This window comes from Acetobacter sp. AC2005, assembly GCF_037901235.1.
GTDB lineage: Bacteria > Pseudomonadota > Alphaproteobacteria > Acetobacterales > Acetobacteraceae > Acetobacter > Acetobacter oryzoeni.
In genome coordinates, this window is the sequence record NZ_CP149625.1 from 1,145,484 (window position 1) to 1,167,789 (window position 22,306).

At 52.8% G+C, this 22,306-nt stretch carries 18 protein-coding genes; 7 read left to right on the top strand and 11 right to left on the bottom strand.

The features are described from left to right. Positions 1 to 5: 5 nt before the first annotated feature. Together QQM41_RS05625 and QQM41_RS05630 are read right to left on the bottom strand one after the other, a co-directional pair. Positions 6 to 1,142: a DegT/DnrJ/EryC1/StrS family aminotransferase gene (locus tag QQM41_RS05625; RefSeq protein WP_339077963.1), complete on the bottom strand. Its 1,137-nt coding sequence runs from the start codon at positions 1,140 to 1,142 to the stop codon at positions 6 to 8. Next, on the bottom strand, positions 1,139 to 3,169 hold the full coding sequence (locus QQM41_RS05630) for a nucleoside-diphosphate sugar epimerase/dehydratase (RefSeq protein WP_050819003.1): 2,031 nt from the start codon (positions 3,167 to 3,169) through the stop codon (positions 1,139 to 1,141). Before QQM41_RS05630 ends, QQM41_RS05625 begins: the two co-directional genes overlap by 4 nt. On the opposite strand from QQM41_RS05630, the gene QQM41_RS05635 reads away from it, so the two are divergent. Next, positions 3,163 to 4,260, top strand: a complete 1,098-nt coding sequence (locus QQM41_RS05635) for a UDP-phosphate alpha-N-acetylglucosaminephosphotransferase (RefSeq protein ID WP_339078065.1) — start codon at positions 3,163 to 3,165, stop codon at positions 4,258 to 4,260. The genes QQM41_RS05630 and QQM41_RS05635 overlap by 7 nt on opposite strands. 8 nt (positions 4,261 to 4,268) lie before the next feature. On the opposite strand, the gene QQM41_RS05640 is transcribed toward QQM41_RS05635, so the two are convergent. The 3 genes from QQM41_RS05640 to QQM41_RS05650 all read right to left on the bottom strand — a co-directional run bounded on the left by QQM41_RS05640 (position 4,269) and on the right by QQM41_RS05650 (position 7,016). Beyond that, positions 4,269 to 4,715, bottom strand: a complete 447-nt coding sequence (locus QQM41_RS05640) for a hypothetical protein (RefSeq protein ID WP_003629818.1) — start codon at positions 4,713 to 4,715, stop codon at positions 4,269 to 4,271. Positions 4,716 to 4,857: 142 nt separating this feature from the next. Beyond that, positions 4,858 to 5,331, bottom strand: a complete 474-nt coding sequence (locus QQM41_RS05645) for a MarR family transcriptional regulator (RefSeq protein ID WP_339077964.1) — start codon at positions 5,329 to 5,331, stop codon at positions 4,858 to 4,860. 98 nt (positions 5,332 to 5,429) lie between these two features. After that, on the bottom strand, positions 5,430 to 7,016 hold the full coding sequence (locus QQM41_RS05650) for a leucyl aminopeptidase family protein (RefSeq protein WP_339077965.1): 1,587 nt from the start codon (positions 7,014 to 7,016) through the stop codon (positions 5,430 to 5,432). Positions 7,017 to 7,025: 9 nt separating this feature from the next. On the opposite strand from QQM41_RS05650, the gene QQM41_RS05655 reads away from it, so the two are divergent. Together QQM41_RS05655 and fdxA are read left to right on the top strand one after the other, a co-directional pair. After that, complete coding sequence (locus tag QQM41_RS05655; RefSeq protein ID WP_339078066.1) at positions 7,026 to 9,560, top strand: helicase-related protein; 2,535 nt, start codon at positions 7,026 to 7,028, stop codon at positions 9,558 to 9,560. A 176-nt stretch (positions 9,561 to 9,736) separates the two neighbouring features. Then, entirely contained in the window at positions 9,737 to 10,069 is a 333-nt protein-coding gene (gene fdxA / locus QQM41_RS05660; protein ID WP_012812302.1) for a ferredoxin FdxA, read from the top strand. A 281-nt stretch (positions 10,070 to 10,350) separates the two neighbouring features. Here the strand turns inward: fdxA and cyoD are convergent, their stop codons facing one another. The 5 genes from cyoD to QQM41_RS05685 form a co-directional block, all read right to left on the bottom strand. After that, a complete protein-coding gene (cyoD, locus tag QQM41_RS05665; RefSeq protein WP_050819001.1) occupies positions 10,351 to 10,683 on the bottom strand; it encodes a cytochrome o ubiquinol oxidase subunit IV in 333 nt (110 codons plus the stop codon). Next, a complete protein-coding gene (gene cyoC, locus QQM41_RS05670; protein ID WP_003629826.1) occupies positions 10,683 to 11,288 on the bottom strand; it encodes a cytochrome o ubiquinol oxidase subunit III in 606 nt (201 codons plus the stop codon). The genes cyoD and cyoC overlap by 1 nt, the downstream gene beginning before the upstream one ends. Position 11,289: 1 nt before the next feature. Then, positions 11,290 to 13,281, bottom strand: coding sequence for a cytochrome o ubiquinol oxidase subunit I (cyoB, locus tag QQM41_RS05675; RefSeq protein ID WP_087651677.1), 1,992 nt, complete (start codon positions 13,279 to 13,281; stop codon positions 11,290 to 11,292). Between the two features lie 5 nt (positions 13,282 to 13,286). Further along, positions 13,287 to 14,213, bottom strand: coding sequence for a ubiquinol oxidase subunit II (gene cyoA, locus QQM41_RS05680; protein WP_006116679.1), 927 nt, complete (start codon positions 14,211 to 14,213; stop codon positions 13,287 to 13,289). 612 nt (positions 14,214 to 14,825) lie between these two features. Continuing rightward, entirely contained in the window at positions 14,826 to 15,602 is a 777-nt protein-coding gene (locus QQM41_RS05685) for a Bax inhibitor-1/YccA family protein (RefSeq protein ID WP_003629831.1), read from the bottom strand. A gap of 188 nt (positions 15,603 to 15,790) precedes the next feature. Between QQM41_RS05685 and QQM41_RS05690 the strand changes: the two genes are divergently transcribed. The 4 genes from QQM41_RS05690 (at position 15,791) to QQM41_RS05705 (ending at position 21,033) form a co-directional block, all read left to right on the top strand. Beyond that, a complete protein-coding gene (locus QQM41_RS05690; RefSeq protein ID WP_339077966.1) occupies positions 15,791 to 16,354 on the top strand; it encodes a hypothetical protein in 564 nt (187 codons plus the stop codon). A 208-nt stretch (positions 16,355 to 16,562) separates the two neighbouring features. After that, entirely contained in the window at positions 16,563 to 18,791 is a 2,229-nt protein-coding gene (locus QQM41_RS05695) for a PQQ-dependent dehydrogenase, methanol/ethanol family (RefSeq protein WP_050818997.1), read from the top strand. A 52-nt stretch (positions 18,792 to 18,843) separates the two neighbouring features. Continuing rightward, on the top strand, positions 18,844 to 20,262 hold the full coding sequence (locus QQM41_RS05700) for a cytochrome c (protein ID WP_050818996.1): 1,419 nt from the start codon (positions 18,844 to 18,846) through the stop codon (positions 20,260 to 20,262). A 129-nt stretch (positions 20,263 to 20,391) separates the two neighbouring features. Continuing rightward, positions 20,392 to 21,033, top strand: a complete 642-nt coding sequence (locus QQM41_RS05705) for a uracil-DNA glycosylase family protein (protein ID WP_339077967.1) — start codon at positions 20,392 to 20,394, stop codon at positions 21,031 to 21,033. A gap of 6 nt (positions 21,034 to 21,039) precedes the next feature. Here the strand turns inward: QQM41_RS05705 and QQM41_RS05710 are convergent, their stop codons facing one another. Continuing rightward, complete coding sequence (locus QQM41_RS05710; RefSeq protein ID WP_339078068.1) at positions 21,040 to 22,278, bottom strand: glycerate kinase; 1,239 nt, start codon at positions 22,276 to 22,278, stop codon at positions 21,040 to 21,042. Positions 22,279 to 22,306: the final 28 nt, after the last annotated feature.

The following is a 22,306-nucleotide window of genomic DNA, read 5'->3' on the forward strand; positions in this document are numbered from 1 at the left end:
TTCTCTTACCCGCGCACCGCTGCAATAACGCGGGCTACTTCTTCATCAGTCAGTTCCGGGTGGATTGGCAGCGCCAAAATCCGCTGTGCCAGATCTTCAGAAACAGGCAGCGCCGTACCATCATGATGATCACGGTAGGCTGGCTGTTTATGCAGCGGCAGCGGATAGTAAATGGCTGAAGGCACACCTTGCTCTTTCAGGCGGGCCTGCATCTGCTCACGCTCGGCACTGTTTTTCAGCAATACGGAATAAATGGCCCATGCGCTCTGGCTGTCTGGCACGCGCGCGGGCACCTGCACCACATCTTTCAGACCTGCATCGTACTGGCAGGCAATTTCCTCACGCCGCGTCAGTTCTCGTGCAAAATCATCCAGCTTGGCCAGCAACACAGCGGCTTGCAGGGTATCCAACCGCCCATTCATACCGGTGCGCAAAACCTCATACCGGGTTGTGCCTTCACCATGCGTACGCAGGGAACGATAAAGAGCAGCGCGTTCCGGGTCATCCGTGAGAATGGCGCCGCCATCTCCGTACCCACCCAAAGGCTTGGACGGAAAGAAGGAGAGCGTTGTTGCTGTGGCTTCCCGCCCCAAGGGCGCATCATTCAGCTTTGCCCCAAAGGACTGTGCGCAATCTGCCAACAGAAAAAGGTCTTCTTCCTGCGCAATGGCGCGCAAATCTGCCCACGGTGCAGGCTGGCCGAACAGATCCACCCCAACAATGGCGCGGGGCTTCAGTTTACCTGCTTCTCGCACAGCACGAATACGGCTGCGCAGATGCTCTGGGTCAATCTGGAAAGTGTTTGGGTCAACATCTACAAAAACGGGCGTGGCACCCAAAACCAAAGGCACTTCTGCCGTGGCGGTATAGGTAAACGCTGGCAGGAACACAGCATCACCCCGACCAATCTGCTCCCCCATCATCACAATCTGCAAAGCATCTGTGCCGGAGGAAACACCCACGCATTCCTGCGCACCACACCACTGGGCCAAACGCTGTTCCAGTTCCTGAACTTCTGGCCCCATTACAAAGCGACAATGCGCCAGAACAGCCTCCAGCCGCTGCCGCAATGCGGGCTCCAGCCGTTTTTGCTGGGCTGCGAGATCAAGAAAAGCGATAGGCCTGTTTTGTGAACTGTTCATAATGCCACCTGCTCATTGCCATCGGCCTGCGCCTGTCCGCTGTGTACAACACCCGCAGCCATAGCACCAGACGCCGCAGATTCCGGCGCCAGGGCACGCACCTCTCCCGCTGGGTTATGATCGAATTCCGGCACCAGCAATGCCAGAATACGCAAAGCAGCCTGCACATCACCTTCTCGCGCATAGGCCGTAATCTGATCCACCGCCTGGCGTATCTGCTCCAGATCCACCAACCGAGGTGTGGCCATCAGCAAGCCGGGTTCATCGGTTGGCACCGGGGCTTCCCGACCGTGAAACAGTTCTTCATACAGTTTTTCACCAGGCCGCAGACCCGTGAAACGGATGGTTACATCTTCATCAGGGCGCAAACCGGCCATATGGATCATCTGCCGGGCCAGATCTACAATACGGACGGGTTCGCCCATATCCAGCACAAAAATACCACCGTGCCGCAGCAGGTCATCAGTGCCAGAACCATCGGTATGGCGCATGCCGCGCACGCTGGCTTGCAGCACTAACCCCACAGCTTCAGGCACTGTCATAAAATACCGGCGCATTTCCGGGTGTGTGACTGTAAGTGGGCCACCGCGTTCTAGCTGCCGGCGGAACAGAGGAACCACAGAACCGGTAGACCCCAGCACATTGCCAAAGCGCACGGTAACACACCGCATGGCATCAGGCTTACCCGATGCACGGGCACGTACATCCAGCGCCTGACAGTACATTTCTGCCGCACGCTTGGATGCGCCCATCAGACTGGAAGGATTTACCGCCTTATCTGTTGAAATCACCACCATGGCCTGCGCTCCGTGGCGGGATGCCGTATCCGCCACAACGCGCGTACCATGCACATTGGTTAGCAACCCTTCTGCCGGGTTTGCCTCTACAATTGGCACATGCTTCAGGGCAGCAGCGTGAAACACCAGTTCTGGACGGAAACGGGCCATCACCTCATCTAGCCGGGCTTCATCTCGCACATCGGCCACAACCACTTCACGCGGCACATGGGGGGCACAATCTGCCAGTTCTACATCTATCTGCCACAGTTCAAACTCACCATGGTCGAGCAGGATAAGGCGTTCAGGGCCTAACAGAGCAATCTGCCGCACCAGTTCTGAACCAATGGTGCCACCGGCCCCCGTAACCAGAACTGTGTGGTTACCCACGAGCCGCTCCATGCCTTCCCGGTCCAATGGTACTTGCGGGCGATTGAGCAGATCTTCCAACGGCACAGGGCGCAACTGCACACGTTCTGCTGGGGTAAGATCTGTTAAAGCGGGTGTGCGTAATACCGAGATACCATGCACAGCCGCAGCATCCAGAACATTTGTCAGGGCACGACCACGGAAAGAAGGATCTGTCACCACCAAGGATTCGGGCAGTACGTTGTTTTTTGCCAGCCGGTCTAAAATAGCACCAATATCTTCTACATGCCCAAGAATGGGCACGTTATGGATGCGCCGACCTGCTTGATGCGTGCCCAAAGCCACAAGCCCGACAACACGAATCCCGGCTTCCGGGTTACGCTCCAACGCACGCAAATACAGATCAGCAACTGTATCTGCCCCTATCAACACCACACGCCGCAAATTGGCGCGGCGGAGGGCTATTCTGTGCGCCAAGCGGTACCCAACACGCAGCCCGCCCAACATCACCAGCAGAACCAGCGCATAAATAATGGGAAAGGTCAGACTGGGTAGCGGAAAGCCCACAGCCACAAGCCCGCACGAAAACAGTACGGAACTGGCAATAGAGGCCCCGGCAATACCCAAAAGATCTGAAACGCCCGAAAACCGCCAGTACTGTTGCGGCATACGAAATGGCACCCCGCTGACAAGCAGCGTGATAGCCCCTCCGGCCAGAAACCAGAGTGGATGCAGCAACCCATCTTGCGGGGCTGCCAACCACCGTGCCAGAGGTGCTGCCAAGGCTGCCAATACGCCATCCAACAGGATATTTACGGCTATCCTGTTTACAGGGCGCAGGCGCGGATTACGGTGCAGGGGCTGAGAGTGTTGTGATGCCATTATCTTGCACCTATAGCGTAGCACCTGCCATCCTAGAAGCGGCTCAACCGGACGACTGTCTTTTCATGTCTTTTTCTTTTTCCTGTGTGGCAATTTTTTGCCTGTTAGGTGCCTGCATTCTTTCAGCCTGCCTTGTGCGAGGTATGATCGGGCTTGCCGTTATGGATACACCGGGGCACCGCAGCGCCCATGATACGCCTACACCCAAAGGGGGCGGCATAGGCGTAATGCTTGCTTTTGCAAGTGTTTTGCCGGTTCTTATGTATGTTACTGGCCAGCCACTTTTTTCTTTCTCAGCCTGCGCGTTGGCTGCTGCCACCTTGTTGCTGTGCGCTGTTTCGTGGCTGGATGATATTTACCAATGGTCTCCGGCTATTAAATTTGCAGCGCAATGTGCCGCAGCCTGCATAATTGTAGCTGGAGGCATTACTCTGCCTTGGCCCACACCGGTTATTGGGGCTGCTCTTTCCATATTGTGGCTGATATTTATCACCAATGCCGTCAACTTTATGGATGGGTTAAACGGGCTGATTTCTGGCTGTTTATGTGTTGCAGCACTATGTCTGGCCGGAGCTGCTACTTATCTGGGCGTGCCGGCCTTACGCTGGCCTGCATTGCTCATGGCTTGTTGTCTGGCAGGTTTTCTACCTTTCAATTTCCCCAATGCGCGTATTTTTCTGGGTGATGTAGGAAGCCAAGGGTGTGGCTTATTAGCTGGAGCTGCCGCTCTGTATATCGCGGCACATTCTCCACTGCCCTCTGGATGGGTTGTTGGGCCTGCACTGCTGTTTCCGTTGATTTATGATGTTATTTTTACGCTTATTCGCCGCAAATTGGCCGGGCATTCCTTGGTGCAAGCACATCGTGGGCACTTATATCAGGTGTTACACCGGAGCGGCATATATGCTCCTGCCCTTTCCATTATGGAATGGGCCTTCACGCTTTGGGGTATGATGGTAAGCTGTTTTGTAGCCCCCATGCCGGTTGTGGCAGGAAGTATAACGGCTTTTATACTTGTGTGTGTGCCCCAACTTGTATGGACAGGCTTTGCCATTTTACGCACGCGCCAACACCCTGTTGGCGCGTGGTAAATATAGCTTTATTTTTCCAACGTCAGGGTCAAACCCTGTGCAGAACCGGCAAGCCGGGCACCCTGAGAAATGGTTTCGATCTTGATGCGCACACCGTTCTTGTTTTCCAGAACAGCACCGCCCAAGCCTTGGCCCAGTGTTGCTTCGCCATGAGCAGCACCATAGGTGCCATTAAAATCTGACAAACGATGCAGATTATAAACGGTGCCTTTACCTTCAATTTTGGAATAGCCAACGGCAGCAATTGTGCCACCGGTAATGGAAAACTTATAAGTTTTTCCGCCGTAACGCAGCCTGCCACCACCCCATGTATAGCCTACACCAATATCGGCTGATCTTGCCGTAATGGTAACCGTAGCTGTGGGCGAGCCCATAGCATCTTCAGCATGGGCAACAGGAATAAAACTAGCTGATGCCGCAAGCGCTGCTGCAGCAAAAAATGAAGAAAATCGCATGAAACGTTCCTTTCTTCTTGTTGGTCAGGCTGAAAAATCAGCCTGCTGCTTTAATATATAAAACAGCAGGCTTTTCAGAAAACCGTGAAGAAAAAACGTTTACTGTCTACAAAAGTTTCAAACTGGACGAAGCAGCTAGAACTCAGGCAGCCATCACACGGCGCACACGACGGGCGGCGGGTTCACGCTCTGCAGAACGCTGGGCCTTGCGGGCTGCGTTTTCTACAGTTTCACCCATAATGGTGCGAATTTCCTTCAGGTAAGCAGCACCTTTAGGTGTACGCTGCACCAGCACGGAACGACGATCCAGCGGATCAACCTTACGGCGTGCCAGATCCAGTTCACTCAGCCGGTCCAGAGCACGTGTAATGGCGGGCTTGGAAACATTCAGGCTGGCAGCCAAACCACGTACGGTATGGCCGGTTTCATCCAGATAGCACGTCAAAAACACTGCCAGTTGGCGAGCGGATAAATCTGGAGCATCTCCACGCACCAAAGACACAATCGTATCGCGCAGAGTTTTGGCCAGATCCTCTGTTTTTTCTGCTGCCTGAGGCATAAGCTTCACTTTCCTTTTGCTGCACGCTTCTCCCGATCTCTCAGGATAAAGCGACATGTTCCCGCTTCCTGTTACGGAACGAATCCCCTTGGGATTTCATATAGGAGGCGAAACGACTCTTTTAAAGTATTAATGAAAACATATTGTCTCTTCTTTTATGACACCTTTGTGGCAGCGGCATTTTGTTCTTCACAAAAAAGGTTCGTAATAGCTTTAAAAATGGCCCGAACCCCAGGAGAATCCCCACCTTTTGGCCGTCCTGGGCGAGAGCTGTCATTCCAGGCATAACTGTCGATATGCACCCAGCGCTGATCTGGATTTACAAATCGTTCAAGAAATAATCCGGCAGTAATCGCGCCTGCCATAGGTCTTGATGAAATATTACTAATATCTGCAACAGAACTTCCTAGCCATTCCTTATACCCTTGCCACAAAGGCAAGCGCCACATGGGGTCTGCTTCCTGCTGCCCGGCTTCCAAAAATGCCGTGGCAACAGCTTCATCATTACACAACAAGGCGGGTAAATCTGGCCCCAGCGCTACACGCGCAGCCCCTGTTAGGGTTGCAACATCTAACAACAGATCAGGTTTCTGTTCCCCAGCTTCGTGCAGCAAATCACACAAAACCAGACGGCCTTCTGCATCTGTATTGCCAATTTCCACTGTAAGGCCAGAACGGCTGCGCACCACATCCAACGGGCGCATGGCATGGCCGGACACACTGTTTTCCACACACCCCAGCCGCACTTCCAACCTTACGGGCAAATCCTGCGTCATAATCAGGCGGGCAAGAGCCAAAACAGTTGCCGCCCCACCCATATCCTTTTTCATACGTAGCATGCCGCTGGAGGGCTTGAGATCGTAACCCCCACTATCAAAGCACACGCCCTTACCCACCAAAGAAATCAGCGGTGCTTTTTTATCTGCCGTGCTGCCCTGCCACTGCGCCACCACCACGCGTGGGCCGCGGTCTGATCCATTCCCCACATGCGCCAGTAAAGGATAGGCTTTATCCAGCGCAGCACCCTTTATAACGTCCACATGGGCACCAAATTCCTTGAGCACCGTTTTGGCTGCACGTGCCAGATCTGATGGTCCCAACAAATTGGCGGGCGTATTGATCAGATCACGCGCAAGCCAGATGGAACGCGCCATTTCCGATGCCACGCTTGCACGTTCCTGCGCCGTAACCACCAAGCGTGTTGTGGGTTTTTTAGCGGATGCAGATTTCAGCCCATACTGATACGCCCCAAGGCAGAAACCCAAAATGACATCATGCCGCGCAATGTCATCCGGCGCTTCTACCCGCCAATCTCCTGCGGGCAGGTCTTGTGCCAGCGCCCCGAAAACAAATGGGTCCACCACACCTTGTTCGGGCACTCCAAATAATGCTGTTGGCACCCCATTTGTATCTGGCACCATTACCAGCTGGCCCGGACGCGCCTTAAAGCCGCAACTTTCTGCAAAAGCTGCTGCCTGCTCCCCTATCCATGAGCCCAAAACTGCCTGATCCGAAGGGCGAACAGCATGAACAGTACGCACCTTGCTTCCTCGGCGGGACACAACCAGACAATCGGCTTCACGAACAGGCATGACATTTCTCCCTTCGCTTTCAGGCAAATGGCCTGTCAGCATATTTCGGTCTGTAAGGATAATGGCATCTGATGGCTTGCTTTTCCACACGCAGCAGCAGACGATGTTTGCATGATGGTTTCTTCCCGCCGTATGGCTGCTGCCGCTCATCACGCATCTATGCCGGACGATGCTCCCGTGCGGGCCATTCTGGGCCCCACCAACACCGGAAAAACACATCTGGCGCTAGAACGGATGCTGGCCCATTCCTCTGGTATGATCGGCTTTCCGCTGCGGCTGCTGGCGCGTGAAAACTACGAACGCATGGTCAAGCTTAAGGGCGTGCGCTCTGTTGGGCTGATTACGGGTGAAGAAAAAATCATCCCACCACAGGCACGCTGGTTTTCCTGCACGGTAGAGGCCATGCCATCTGACCGTAAGGTGGAATTTGTAGCCGTAGATGAAATTCAACTGTGTGCGGACCCGGAACGCGGCCATGTTTTTACAGACCGGCTTTTGAATGCGCGCGGGCAGTCTGAAACGCTCTTTCTGGGCGCAGAAACCATCGCGCCGCTGCTGAAAACCCTGATCCGCGACATAGAAATAGACACACGCCCGCGCCTTTCTAACCTGACATATACAGGGCACATGCGCCTCTCACGCCTGCCAGCGCGCACGGCCATTGTGGCTTTTTCCATGGCCGAAGTGTACGCCATTGCAGAACTTATCCGCCGCAAACGCGGGGGATGTGCTGTGGTGATGGGGCAGCTTTCCCCACGTACCCGCAATGCGCAGGTAGCTCTCTACCAAAACCGGGAAGTGGATTATCTGGTAGCAACCGATGCCATTGGCATGGGGTTGAATATGGATATTCGGCACATTGCCTTTGCCAATATCTGCAAGTTTGATGGTTACAGAAACCGGCTGCTTACCCCAGCAGAAGCCGCACAAATTGCAGGCCGCGCAGGCCGCGGCACGCAGGACGGTACTTTTGGCACAACTGGGGAATGTCCTGCCTTTCCCGAAGGAATGGTGGAGGCCATAGAAACCCACCATTTTGAACCGCTACCGTTTTTGTGGTGGCGTAACAGCAAGCTCAATTTTACGTCTCCCAGCACACTTTATGCCAGCTTGTGCCAAAAGCCCCCTGACCGCTGCCTGAAATCTGCCGCTCCAGCATCTGATCTCTTGGCACTCTCTGCGCTGATGCAGAATGCCACAGTGCAAAAACTGGCCCACACACCTGCGCGCACTCAGCTATTGTGGGAGGTGTGCCAGATTCCAGATTTTCGCAAACTGGGAGAAGACAGCCACATCCGGTTGTGTGAGCAAATTTTCATTCTTCTTGCCCAAAAAGGGCACCTACCTTCTGCTTGGATGAAATCTCGCCTTGCCAATTTGGAGCAATTGGAAGGGGATATTGATGTTCTGATGCAGCGCCTTATGGGCATTCGCACGTGGTCTTACGTTTCTGCCAGACCGGATTGGGTGGAAAACGCTGCACATTGGCGTAACCATACCCTAAGGCTGGAAGATGCTCTTTCTGATGTATTACATGAACGTCTGACAACGCGCTTTGTAGATAAACGCGCGGCAAGCTTGGCACGACGCCTAGAAGAAGCAGACACCACCCCTTTGCTTTCGGCCATTACGCGGACGGGAGAAGTAAGTGTAGAAGGGCATGCTGTAGGCCATATGCGGGGCTTTAGCTTTATACCAGACCCCGAAGCTGCGCAGTCTGACCAGAAATTGATTCTTAAAGCAGCGCGCAGAGCAGCACGTAACCAGATTCCCCATCGTGTTGCGCAGTTCCTACAGGCACCAGACACCGAAATAACGCTGAACCTGCAAAGTGGCTCACTCAATTGGCAGGAAGATACGATTGCGCGTTTGCAAGCCGGGGCAGATGTGCTGCACCCAGTTATTGAAGTGCGCGAGGCAGAATTTCTGGAACCCGGTCAGAAAGAAAAAATCCGGCAACGGCTGGCTACCTTTGTGAACGCATACATCCACAAAGAGCTGGCACCGCTCTTTCGGGCAGAAAAAGCAGTTGCAGAGCAACCGTTAGTCCGCGGCATGGTGCATATGCTGGTAGAAAGCGGTGGCGTAGCGGAGGTGCCGCACCTTTCCACCCTGCCAGCATCTGCCAGACACATACTGAAGCGCCTTCAGATCACCCAGCAAAAAAATACGGTGTTCTGTAGTAAAATGATGCGCCCTGGTGCCATGGCTTTGCGCGCGCTTTTGCTCAGCCTGCACTCTGGCATTGTATTGCCAGAACTTCCACGCTCAGGTGCCGTTTCTGCGCCTTTACCCGCCAATCTAACAGCGGCTCAAAAATCTCTGCTTATGCAACTTGGGTGGATTATTTCCGAAGGCACCTTAATCCGACTCGATATTGCTGCTGCGCTGTATGCAGAATCTGTTTCCCTGATTGCACACGGATCACGGCAGATTCCGAATTTCTTTGCCTCTCGGTTAGGGGTGAAAAAGGCTATTCTTCCGGGCATTTTGCGCAGCCTTGGGTTACATGTGCAAAAACCCCAGATTTTACCGGATACACACGCAGGACCACCTGCCCCTTTTCTAATTATCCCCCGGAAAACTGTAAAAAATCGGAAACACTCAAAAAAGCGTACAGGGAAAGTTCCGCCAGAAAAATATAACCACAACAGCCCCTTTGCTGTGCTGGCAACGCTTCGGCAACACCCCTAACCCTAGCTCTGCTGTAAAAAGAAAGCTGCCCTCCTTACACAGGCGGGTTGCCATTAGGCCAAAAGCGCCTCATATCTGCGCCATCCTTGGTGGCAGGCTTCTATATAACGGTACTGCCATCTGACCCCACGCGGTGAGAGCCCCTCCTCCACCGCCAGATATTTTCGGAGATGGCAATGACCTACGTGGTCACTGAAAACTGCATCCGCTGCAAATTCATGGACTGTGTGGAAGTCTGCCCCGTTGACTGCTTCTACGCTGGTGAAAACTTTCTGGTCATCAACCCAGATGAATGCATTGACTGCGGCGTGTGTGAGCCTGAATGCCCCGCCGAAGCCATTTTCCCTGATAGCGACGACCGTGCAGCAGCGTGGGCAGAAATCAACGCAAAATACGCCACCCAGTGGCCAAACATTACACGCAAGGGCACGCCCCCGGCCGATGCGGAAGAATGGAAAGACAAGCCTAACAAAACAGAGCTGCTTTCCCCCAATCCGCAGAAAGACTGAAAACCCTTATTTACTTGGGTTTGAAAGAATGGTGTCGGCCTTAGGCTGGCACCATTTTTTTTATGGCCAGAACCTAACACGTACGCTTCCGCTTGGTGGATGTTCCACACTTCATTCAAAGCCCATATCGCGGCAGAGAACAGTGGATACCAGTTGCCTTGCATAGGTCCGCCAAAAAGACATAGCCCATAAAAAAGCCCCTGTAGCCATTATAGCTACAGGGGCTTTTTTCAGCTTGCTTTCCCACCGCCACTTAACGTGGCGGTAGAAACCTCACCATATTAGCGGGACATCATGTGCAGCGCGGTGTTGTTCATAATGAACACCGAACCAACAATCAGGATGGCCACGAAAGCAACGGTGAAAACAAAGCACATGTTGTTCCAGCGCTGTTCGGAGTCTCCGCCCATGTGCAGGAAGTAGTGCAGATGCACCAGAACCTGAACCAGAGCGAGAGCTGAAATAGCAGCCAGAGTGCCGGCTGGCGAAAGGCTATGGCTCATCACCACGCCAAACGACAGGACCGTCAGGACAACGGCAAGAACAAACCCGATAATGTAAGAAGATACGCTACCGTGGCTCTCGCCTGAGGAGGATGTATGCGGATTGCTCATCAGATCATGCTCGCCAGATAGACATAGGTGAAAACGCAGATCCAGACGATATCCAGGAAGTGCCAGAACAGGCTCAGGCAGGTGAGCTTATTCATCATACGTTCCGGAATTTCAGTCGTACCCATCAGCTGAGCGATCAGGGTAACAATCCAGATCAGACCACACGTGACATGCAGACCGTGAGTAGACACCAGCGTAAAGAACGCAGACAGGAATGCACTGCGATCCGGACCGGCGCCTTCTGCGATCATGTGCGCAAATTCACGCAGTTCCAGCCCCACAAAGCCAAGGCCAAGCAGGAAGGTAACGCCAAGCCAAAGGATAACCTTGGAAACCTGGCTCTTATGGGCGGCAATCATGCCGAACCCATAAGTGATGGACGAAACCAGCAGGAGGGCTGTTTCCAGCCCAAGCCCACCGAATTCGAACAGTTCGTGGCCGGTTGGGCCACCGTTAAACTGGTTACGCAGAACTGCAAACACGGCAAAAAGCGTGCCGAAGATAATGCAGTCCGTCATCAGATAGACCCAGAACCCGAACACCACCGGAGATTCGTGGTGATGTTCGTCGTGGCCTGCGGTCTGAACAGTTGTGTTCTGTGCCATGTTATTCAGCTGCCTGTGCCATCAGTTTACGGGTGTGCTCGTTTTCAATCCGGGCAACCTCTTCGGCAGGGATATAGTAGTCAATATCCTTATCAGCGCTGCGGGCAATTACCGAACCGATAACACCAACAAGGCCAATAGCAGCCAGCCACCAGATGTACCAAACCGCAGCAAAACCGAAGATCAGGGCAAAGATACCACAAGCCAGACCCAAAGAGGTGTTCTTGGGCATGTGGATTGCTTCGTACTGAGCACCAGCCTGACGGGTATCAATACCATTTTCCTTATCATGCATGAACGCATCGAGTTCGTGCACATGAGGAACAATAGCAAAGTTATAAACCGGCGGCGGAGAAGACGTGGACCATTCCAGCGTACGGCCATTCCATGGGTCACCGGTCACGTCGCGGTTCTGCGGCAGGTTACGGTCACGGATGGAAACATACAGCTGTGTAAGCTGGCAAGCGATACCAAGCATAACCAGAACTGCACCAACTTCAGCAACCAGCAGCCACGGATGCCATGCCGGGTTGTCGTAGTGGTTCAGACGACGGGTCATGCCTTCGAAACCGACGATGTAGAGCGGTACGAATGCGCAATAGAAGCCAACAAACCAGAACCAGAAAGCGCGCTTGCCCCAGGTTTCATTCAGTTTGAAGCCCATCACCTTCGGGAACCAGAAGTTCATGCCGCAGATGTAACCGAAATACACACCACCAATAATGGTGTTATGGAAGTGAGCAATCAGGAACAGGGAGTTATGCAGAACGAAGTCAGCACCCGGGATAGCCAGCATAACGCCGGTCATACCACCGATGGTGAAGGTGATCATGAAGCCAACAGCCCAGTACATGCAGGCATGGAACTGGATGCGGCCCTTATACATGGTGAACAGCCAGTTAAACAGCTTAACACCAGTAGGAATGGAGATGATCATGGTCGCGATACCGAAGAAGGCATTCACGTCCGGACCAGCGCCCATTGTGAAGAAGTGGTGAACCCACACAAGGAAGGACAGAACCATGATGGAGCAGGTTGCGTAAACCATGGTGCTGTAACCAAACAGCGGCTTGCCGGAAAATGCAGGAACAACTTCCGAAAACACACCGAAGGCAGGGATAACAAGAATATAAACTTCTGGATGGCCCCAAGCCCAAATCAGGTTGAGGTACAACATCTGGTTACCCCCACCATCATTGGTGAAGAAGTGCATCCCGAAGTAACGATCCAGACCCAGCAGAGCAACTGCAACCGTCAGAACAGGGAAGGCCACCATGATCAGGATGGAAGCACAGAAAGCTGTCCAGGTGAAAACAGGCATTTTCATCCAGGTCATGCCCGGAGCGCGCATCTTCACGATGGTTACAAAGAAGTTCACACCGGTCAGCAGCGTGCCAACACCGGAAATCTGAACGGCCCAGATGTAGTAATCAACACCAACGCCAGGGCTGAACTGATTTTCGGACAGTGGCGGGTATGCCAGCCAGCCGCACTGCGAGAATTCACCAATGAACAGAGAAACGTTCACCAGGATAAACGCAACAGCCGTCATCCAGAAGCTCAGGTTGTTCAGGAACGGGAAGGCAACGTCACGCGCACCAATCTGCAGAGGCACGATGAAGTTGAACAGACCGGTCATGAACGCCATGGCCAGGAAGAAGATCATGATCGTTCCGTGAGCGGAGAAGATCTGATCGTAATGGTGTGGTGGTAGATAGCCTGGGTTACCTGCATACGCCAGCGCGAGCTGAGTACGCATCATGATAGCGTCAGCAAAACCACGGAAAAGAGCGACCAGTGCCAGGATGATGTACATCACGGCTAGACGCTTGTGATCAACAGAAGTGAACCACTCTTTCCAGAGGTAGCCCCACTTACCGTAATACGTAATAAGTCCCAGTACCGCGACACCGACAATGACAACGCCGATGAACGTCCCTACCAGGATCGGCACATCCAACGGGATGGCCGAGAGCGATAGTCTCCCTAGCATAGATCCTATTCCTTCATATTCATGTCGGACATCGCAGACTGCTGCACCTGGATCATCTTGCCAGTGCTTTTGTCCATGACCATGCCATTGTTGTACTTGGCAACGATCGTGTTGAACATGCCGGGTTCAACATGCGCGAAATACTCGACGGGGTTCGCTTCGCTTGGGGCAGCAAGTTTCGGATAGGTCTGGCTATCCAGCTGCTCGGAAGAAGACTTCACCTTTTCAACCCAGGCATTGAATTCATCACCGCTCACAGCAAGCGTGTGGAATTTCATGTCAGAAAAGCCACGGCCACTGTAGTTGGCAGATTCACCCAGATAGTCGCCTGGTTCGCTCGCCAGCAGATGAAGCTGGGTCTGCATGCCTGCCATTGCATAGATCATGGAACCAAGACGCGGGATGAAGAAGGAGTTCATCACGGAATCAGATGTGATGTTGAAGTCAATCGGGGTGTTGACCGGAATGGCCAGCTGATTGACCGTTGCAATACCCTGTTCTGGGTAGATGAACAGCCATTTCCAGTCCAGAGCCACCACTTCAACGTGCAGAGGCTTGGTATTAGCTTCTGCTTCAAGTGGCTTATACGGGTCCAGAGAATGACAGGTCTGATAGGTAATCACTGCCAGGAAGAGGATAATCAGGGAAGGCACGCCCCAAATAATCACTTCAATTTTGTTGGAGTGGCACCACTTCGGCAGATACTCGGCGCTCGTGTTAGACTGGCGATACTGCCAGGCAAACAGAAGCGTCAGCAGGATGGTCGGAATCACAACAATCAGCATTGCGACTGTGGAGGTGGCAATTAGGGTTTTAACCCCTTCACCCACCGGGCCTTTCGGGTCGAGAACATCAAGTTCACACCCGGCAAGCAGCAATGCTGACGATAGGCCGCCCAATCGCGCCACTCTCGCCAGTAACTTGTTTTTCATCGCACGCCTCTTGGTTCTGACATCAAATTAGCCTCACTAAGACTCTTTGTTCTGCTGCCATAGAAGCCTGACAACAGCAAGAAAAACCGCGTTTCAACACGTCCCCCCTACCACTAACACATGCCAGACCGTTATTTCCCTCATAAACAGAGGGAACACGGCACATCATGCCGGTGACAAAATGAACGGAGTGCGAAAACACCTTGTCGGCACTTTATTCCTAAAGCGCAGATTCTCAAATGTCGGAAAAGTTCCATCAGCCTTTCGTCATAATCAGGTTAGCTGATATGGCGCTGCGGCATGGGTACGCTGGTGCGATAAAAACAGGGGCAAACAACTTCACGAAATATTACAAAATATTTCATTATATCCTATCGAAATACAATTTCGCTTTCGATTTCATGCCATTACATGAAAAAAACTTATCTCACATTTTCGTTACAAAATCTTGAATCACAATAACGGCCTGTTTTAGTACGCATTCCAGACAAACATGCCGCCATTCATCCAGAGCATACCTTCCCATACAAAAAACCCAGCCCTCTGAGAGGCTGGGTTTTCTTTTCCAAGATGCCGACAAAGCCAGTAGCCTATGCCGACTCCTTATATAAATTAGTCGTTGGAGTTTCTTGCGCCCATAAACTGCAGAAGAAACTGGAAAAGGTTGATGAAGTTCAGATACAGGCTTAACGCATCATATACGCTACGCTTGGCTGTCATTTCCGGGCCTTCATATGCAGCAAGCTGCGGATAGGTGACCCGGATACGCTGTGCATCAAACGCACTGAACGCTGTGAAGATGAAAACGCCGACAATGCTGTACACATAGTACAAAGCCGGGCTCTTCAGGAACAGGTTCACCAAACCAGCAATCAGCAGCCCAAAAAGCCCCATCATCAGGAAAGAGCTGAAGCGCAACAGGTTGGCTTTGGTGACATATCCCCACAAAGATGTTGCGGCGAACATGCAGGCCGTTACCAGAAAAACCCGAACAATGGATGTATCTGTATAAATAACGAAGATATTGGCCATACTGGCGCCCATGGCAGCGCAGAACGCCCAGAACAGTGCTTGCGCACCCTGTAGGGAAAGCCTGTTCAAACCAAAGGACATCACCAGCACAAACGCCAATGGTGAAAGCATGGCAACGTCACCCAACAATGTTGGGCGTGGCACCAAGCCACCCGGCACTTGCACCACCTGAAAAAACAGATGGCTCAAACTTGTGTTGGCAATAACATATGCCACTATACCGGTAAGCAGCAGGCCAGATGCCATCCAGTTATAAACGCGTAGCATATAGGCCCGCAGCCCAGCATCCAGATTGGCTGCCTGCGCATTCCAGTCTGTGGGCGTAGCGGGGGATCGGTAGTCGTGACTAAACGACATGGTGTTTAACTCTCCTTGTCCGGACAGGCCGGCTTTGCTTAATACTTGTGGCTGCCCTGCCCTGTCGTCAAGGGTTACAAAGAATCAGGTCAAAAACAGGGCGTTTTATTCCCGCCTGATTGTTATCTCTTAATATAACGCATTCCCCCACAAATCGGCTCTCACAAGCCAAGGAATAAAGTACCAGTATGTTTCTGATTGCCGGGATCCGCCTACCCGTCCCCATGTTGGAGTTCTTCCAGCAGATTCAGACCTTCTTTCCCAACCGGGAATGGGAGCCTGAACCCTTCCTCTTTCTGCCTCTGGTGGTTGTGGGAGAAACCTCTGACCCAGACATCATGGAGAATCTGGATGCGGGTCTGCTTTCTATCCAAACATCAACACCGGCAACACTTGTTCATGCTGGGTTAGACGTTGTGCAGCAAGGTGAACGAATCATTCTTACGGCCAAGATTCTGTCGGCTGTGTGTGATCACCTTTCCGTGAAAATCAGGCGTCAGGCTCAACACGCAGGCCTGAAGGTGAAGCGCACCTGCCACCCACTCAGCGTGCCACTCGCCACGATCTCAACAGTTCCCCCAGAAGACGTCCACAACTGGTTGCGTATCCACCATAGCCTGCGTGCACCAGAAGAGGAGGTTTATGAATTCACCCTGTTCAGTTCTTGGAAAAATCGTGAAACGACAGATATGGAACTTCTGGCTGATTATGCGTTTACATCAGGTTGCATCGCACCCTCATTCTTGTTATAACAAGAATTGTAAGCGCCTTTCATAACCTGATTGTGAGCATAATTTCCTGCTCTACAGGCCTGTAAGCACGGGAAATTATCCCGCAGAATGGAAGCTGCTATTCCTTCCCCGTGATTGACAGACAGCGTTCCCCTTGGCTGTTGTGTGAGAAACCGGCCTGCCGGCTATCTTTTTCCTCACCGTATATAATAGTCGAGGACATGAACGCATGACCCGCCCCGCCTCCGCCAAGAGACGTTCACTGCTAGGAATTCTCGCGGCCGGAACAATCTGTGCCGCTGCTTTGCCTTACGCGGCAGTCCCTGCCCGCGCTGACGGTCAGGGTAATACGGGGGAAGCGATCATCCATGCAGATGATCACCCCGAAAACTGGCTTTCTTATGGTCGCACCTACAGCGAACAGCGCTATAGCCCGCTTGATCAGATCAACCGCTCCAACGTGGGTGATCTTAAGCTGGCTTGGTACTACACGCTGGATACCAACCGCGGTCAGGAAGCAACCCCGCTGGTTGTAGATGGCATTATGTATGCCACAACCAACTGGTCCAAAATGGAAGCGCTGGACGCTGCCACAGGTAAGCTGCTTTGGCAGTATGACCCCAAAGTGCCAGGCAACATTGCTGACAAAGGCTGCTGTGATACGGTTAACCGTGGTGCAGGCTATTGGAACGGCAAGGTTTTCTGGGGCACGTTTGATGGCCGTCTGGTTGCTGCCGATGCAAAAACCGGTAAAAAGGTTTGGGAAGTTAACACCATCCCAGCCGATGCCTCTCTGGGCAAGCAGCGCTCCTACACAGTGGATGGCGCGGTACGCGTAGCAAAAGGCCTGGTGCTGATTGGTAACGGTGGTGCCGAGTTTGGTGCCCGTGGCTTTGTTTCTGCATTTGATGCCGAAACCGGCAAGCTGAAATGGCGCTTCTACACCGTTCCGAACAACAAGAACGAACCTGACCACGCTGCATCAGATAATATTCTGATGAACAAAGCCTACAAAACCTGGGGCCCCAAAGGCGCTTGGGTACGCCAGGGTGGCGGCGGCACCGTATGGGATTCTCTGGTTTATGATCCGGTCAGTGATCTGATCTATCTGGCTGTTGGTAACGGGTCACCCTGGAACTATAAGTATCGTTCCGAAGGCATTGGCTCCAACCTGTTCCTGGGTAGCATTGTCGCACTGAAGCCTGAAACCGGTGAATATGTCTGGCACTTCCAGGCAACTCCGATGGATCAGTGGGATTACACCTCGGTTCAGCAGATCATGACACTGGATATGCCAGTGAATGGCGAAATGCGCCACGTGATCGTGCATGCACCTAAAAACGGCTTCTTCTACGTTCTGGATGCCAAGACTGGTGAGTTCCTGTCCGGCAAAAACTACGTTTACCAGAACTGGGCTAATGGTCTGGACCCTCTGACAGGTCGCCCGATCTATAATCCAGATGGTCTGTACACCCTGAACGGCAAGTTCTGGTACGGCATCCCCGGCCCACTGGGTGCGCATAACTTTATGGCTATGGCCTACAGCCCAAAAACGCACCTGGTCTATATCCCGGCTCACCAGATTCCGTTCGGTTATAAAAACCAGGTTGGTGGCTTTAAGCCTCACCCGGATTCCTGGAACGTTGGTCTGGATATGACCAAGAACGGTCTGCCTGATACCCCAGAAGCCCGTACAGCCTACATCAAGGATCTGCACGGCTGGCTGCTGGCATGGGATCCGGTCAAGATGGAAACCGTCTGGAAAATTGACCACAAAGGTCCGTGGAACGGCGGCGTTCTGGCAACCGGCGGTGATCTTCTGTTCCAGGGCTTGGCCAATGGTGAATTCCACGCCTATGACGCCACGAACGGTAGTGATCTTTACAAGTTTGACGCACAGAGCGGCATTATCGCTCCGCCTATGACCTATAGCGTCAACGGCAAGCAGTATGTTGCTGTTGAAGTGGGCTGGGGCGGCATCTACCCCATTTCCATGGGTGGCGTGGGCCGTACTTCTGGCTGGACAGTTAACCACTCCTACATCGCTGCGTTCTCTCTGGATGGCAAAGCTAAGCTGCCAGCTCTGAACAACCGCGGCTTCCTGCCTGTAAAACCACCTGCACAGTATGACCAGAAGGTCGTTGATAACGGTTACTTCCAGTATCAGACCTACTGCCAGACCTGTCATGGTGATAACGGCGAAGGTGCAGGCATGCTGCCTGATCTGCGTTGGGCCGGTGCTATCCGCCACCAGGATGCCTTCTACAATGTGGTTGGTCGCGGTGCGCTGACGGCTTACGGGATGGATCGCTTTGACACCAGCATGACGCCGGATGAAATTGAAGCTATCCGTCAGTATCTGATCAAACGAGCAAACGACACGTATCAGCGTGAAGTGGATGCTCGGAAGAATGACAAGAATATTCCCGAAAACCCGACACTTGGCATTAACCCCTAATGCCTAGGCAGAGTTACGACGTCATTCAGCACACAGGCGATAAGTGGTAAAAATGATGATTAACAGGCTAAAAGCTGCCCTGGGGGCAGTCGCTGTCGGGCTTCTTGCGGGAACGTCCCTGGCGCATGCACAGAACGCTGATGAAGATCTGATCAAGAAGGGCGAGTATGTTGCGCGCCTAGGGGACTGTGTGGCTTGCCACACATCCCTGAACGGTCAGAAATATGCTGGTGGTCTTTCTATCAAGACCCCCATCGGCACAATTTACTCCACCAACATCACGCCAGACCCTACGTACGGGATTGGCACCTACACATTTAAAGAGTTTGATGAAGCCGTGCGCCATGGCGTGCGTAAGGATGGTGCTACGCTGTATCCGGCAATGCCCTACCCATCCTTCGCCCGTATGACGCAGGATGACATGAAGGCTCTGTACGCATACTTCATGCATGGCGTGCAGCCGATTGCTCAGAAAAATCATCCAACTGATATTTCTTGGCCGATGTCCATGCGTTGGCCGCTGTCCATCTGGCGCTCTGTATTTGCTCCGGCTCCCAAGGACTTCACACCGGCTCCCGGCACGGATGCTGAAATTGCACGTGGTGAATACCTTGTAACCGGCCCTGGCCACTGTGGTGCGTGCCATACACCGCGCGGCTTTGGTATGCAGGAAAAAGCTCTGGATGCATCTGGCGGGCCAGACTTCCTTGGCGGCGGTGGCGTAATCGACAACTGGATTGCCCCAAGCCTGCGTAACGATCCGGTTCTGGGCCTTGGCCGCTGGTCTGATGAAGACCTGTTCCTGTTCCTGAAATCCGGTCGTACCGATCACTCCGCGGCCTTTGGTGGCATGGCAGACGTGGTTGGCTGGAGCACCCAGTACTTCACCGATGCAGATCTGCACGCCATGGTGAAATACATTAAATCCCTGCCGCCGGTTCCGCCTGCACGTGGTGATTACAGCTACGATGCTTCTACGGCTCAGATGCTGGATTCCAACAACATCTCCGGCAATGCTGGTGCAAAAACATATGTGGATCAGTGCGCAATCTGCCATCGTAACGATGGTGGTGGTGTAGCCCGTATGTTCCCGCCGCTGGCTGGTAACCCGGTTGTTGTTTCCGATAACCCGACATCTGTTGCTCACATTGTGGTTGATGGTGGCGTTCTGCCTCCTACCAACTGGGCGCCTTCTGCCGTGGCCATGCCGGATTACAAAAACATCCTGTCTGACCAGCAGATTGCAGATGTTGTAAACTTCATCCGTTCTGCATGGGGTAACCGCGCACCGGCTAACACAACAGCAGCAGATATCCAGAAACTCCGTCTGGATCATACGCCGCTGCCAACACCGGGTTGGGCTAATGCAACTGAAGAATCCGCTACATGGGGTCTCTTCATGCCGCAGCCTTACGGCGCTGGCTGGACCTTCGCACCGCAGACACATGCTGGTGTGGATGAAGCACAGTAAAGCTTCTGCCTAAATAACTGGCCTCTTTCATGGGGCTGGTTAAAAAGCGCTGTAGTGGTAACACTACAGCGCTTTTTTTATGTTGTTTGCATTGTGAGTGAGCAGATCATCCCCACATGTTTGAACAACATGAGTCAGACCCAGACAAAATTAGAATTGTACACACCACATTCTGCAGAAAGCAGTGATGTGGAAACACAACTGAACTGTCTGGTGCAGAAAATCAGAAAATGCACGGCTTGCGCACATAAGCTGCCATTAGGCCCACGGCCTGTTTTGCATGTTTCCCCCCATGCACGTTTACTTATTGCCGGACAGGCACCGGGCACACGCGTACATGAAACCGGGGTTTCTTTTAACGATGCTTCGGGAGATCGCCTGCGAGGTTGGCTTGGTATGAGCCGAGACGTTTTTTATGATTCCAACCGCGTAGCCATTTTACCTATGGCGCTTTGTTATCCGGGCGTGTTGCCTAAGGGGGGCGATCGTCCACCCCCACCGGAATGTGCCAGCTTATGGCGCGAACGTATTCTGGCTTTACTGCCAAACCTGCGCCTAACCCTTTTGGTTGGATCCTACGCTCAGAATTATGTTTTGGGAAAAGGCAAAGTATATGAGCGGACAGAGCATTTTCAGGATTTTCTCCCGCAATATTTTCCCTTGCCGCACCCATCATGGCGCACCGGAGCATGGGAGCGTAAAACCCCCATGTTTCAGGAAAAAATCATTCCAGCTCTTCGGCACGAAGTGGCTCGAGCACTGGCTGATTAAACAGAACTAGAGCACCAAAAGCAGGCGCACGTCATTCACATTCGTTAACGTTGGGCCTGTTTTGACAAGGTCATCCAATTTTTCAAAAAAGCTGTAACTATCATGCCGTGCCAGAAAATCCTCGGCCGCTACATTGTTTTGCAAGCCGCGTTCTAATGTATCCGGGGTAAATATGGCGCCTGCAGCATCTTCCGTACCATCAATGCCATCACTATCCCCCGCCAAACCCCATATACCTGCCTGCCCATGTAAAGCGACGGCACAGGAAAGCAGAAACTCTGTATTACGCCCGCCCTTTCCTGGTTTTGTACCTGCACGAATACTCACGGTTGTTTCCCCGCCGCTCAGCAAAACAGCCGGAGCACGCACAGGCACAGCATGCGCCTGAACAGAACGCGCAATACCACTCATCATCACACCCATAACGCAGCTTTCCCCTTCCAGAGCATCTCCTAAAATCAAAGGAGTAACGCCTGCTTTGCGCGCCACCTCTGCTGCTGCCTGTAGTGCCATAAAAGGGGTTGCTATCATTTCAACCCGATTGTCTGCGTTGACAGAATGCTGAGCAGAAAATGCAGTGGTGTTTTTCTCCAGAACATGACGAACAGATGCAGGCACGTCTAAATTGTATTTATCAAGAATACGCAAAGCATCTTGAGGTGTTGTGGCATCTGGCACGGTAGGGCCACTGGCAATAATTGCCGGGTCATCTCCGGGTACATCACTAATAACAAGTGTCACCACTTGCGCAGGTGCGGCTGCTAAAGCCAGCTTACCACCTTTAATAGCTGACAAATGCTTACGCACTATATTCATTTCAGAAATTGCCGCACCAGAATGTAAAAGCTGGCGGCCAATATTCTGCTTTTCTGCCAGAGTGATGCCCTCTACCGGCAAAGCCAGTAGCGCAGACCCTCCGCCTGAAATCAGGGCAATAACAAGATCATCTGATCCCAACCCTTGAACGGCCCGCAAGATATCATGTGCAGCCTGTTCGCTCCGCGCATCTGGCACGGGATGTGAAGCTTCCAGAATTGTAATATGGCGCGTTGGAACAGCATGCTCATCCCGCGTAACCACAACACCCTGCAAAGGCACATCTGGCCACGCAGCTTCCAGCGCGGCCGCCATAGCGGCAGAGGCCTTGCCTGCCCCCACAACAATGCAGCGGCCTTTGGGTTTTTCCGGCAAATATTCTGCCAACACCTTAAATGGATCTGCTGCAGCAACCGCTGCATCAAACATGCTGCGCAACAGGATACGGGCTTGCTCA

Coding starts and splice junctions, on each gene's coding strand:
- cyoD (WP_050819001.1), bottom strand. CDS start 10,683: ATGAGCAATCCGCATACATCCTCCTCAGGCGAGAGCCACGGTAGCGTA.
- QQM41_RS05635 (WP_339078065.1), top strand. CDS start 3,163: ATGCCATTATCTTGCACCTATAGCGTAGCACCTGCCATCCTAGAAGCG.
- QQM41_RS05695 (WP_050818997.1), top strand. CDS start 16,563: ATGACCCGCCCCGCCTCCGCCAAGAGACGTTCACTGCTAGGAATTCTC.
- QQM41_RS05650 (WP_339077965.1), bottom strand. CDS start 7,016: ATGAGCGGCAGCAGCCATACGGCGGGAAGAAACCATCATGCAAACATC.
- QQM41_RS05655 (WP_339078066.1), top strand. CDS start 7,026: ATGCCGGACGATGCTCCCGTGCGGGCCATTCTGGGCCCCACCAACACC.
- QQM41_RS05685 (WP_003629831.1), bottom strand. CDS start 15,602: ATGTCGTTTAGTCACGACTACCGATCCCCCGCTACGCCCACAGACTGG.
- QQM41_RS05640 (WP_003629818.1), bottom strand. CDS start 4,715: ATGCGATTTTCTTCATTTTTTGCTGCAGCAGCGCTTGCGGCATCAGCT.
- QQM41_RS05630 (WP_050819003.1), bottom strand. CDS start 3,169: ATGGCATCACAACACTCTCAGCCCCTGCACCGTAATCCGCGCCTGCGC.
- QQM41_RS05625 (WP_339077963.1), bottom strand. CDS start 1,142: ATGAACAGTTCACAAAACAGGCCTATCGCTTTTCTTGATCTCGCAGCC.
- QQM41_RS05705 (WP_339077967.1), top strand. CDS start 20,392: ATGAGTCAGACCCAGACAAAATTAGAATTGTACACACCACATTCTGCA.
- cyoB (WP_087651677.1), bottom strand. CDS start 13,281: ATGCTAGGGAGACTATCGCTCTCGGCCATCCCGTTGGATGTGCCGATC.
- cyoC (WP_003629826.1), bottom strand. CDS start 11,288: ATGGCACAGAACACAACTGTTCAGACCGCAGGCCACGACGAACATCAC.
- QQM41_RS05690 (WP_339077966.1), top strand. CDS start 15,791: ATGTTTCTGATTGCCGGGATCCGCCTACCCGTCCCCATGTTGGAGTTC.
- fdxA (WP_012812302.1), top strand. CDS start 9,737: ATGACCTACGTGGTCACTGAAAACTGCATCCGCTGCAAATTCATGGAC.
- QQM41_RS05645 (WP_339077964.1), bottom strand. CDS start 5,331: ATGTCGCTTTATCCTGAGAGATCGGGAGAAGCGTGCAGCAAAAGGAAA.
- QQM41_RS05710 (WP_339078068.1), bottom strand. CDS start 22,278: ATGTTTGATGCAGCGGTTGCTGCAGCAGATCCATTTAAGGTGTTGGCA.
- QQM41_RS05700 (WP_050818996.1), top strand. CDS start 18,844: ATGATGATTAACAGGCTAAAAGCTGCCCTGGGGGCAGTCGCTGTCGGG.
- cyoA (WP_006116679.1), bottom strand. CDS start 14,213: ATGAAAAACAAGTTACTGGCGAGAGTGGCGCGATTGGGCGGCCTATCG.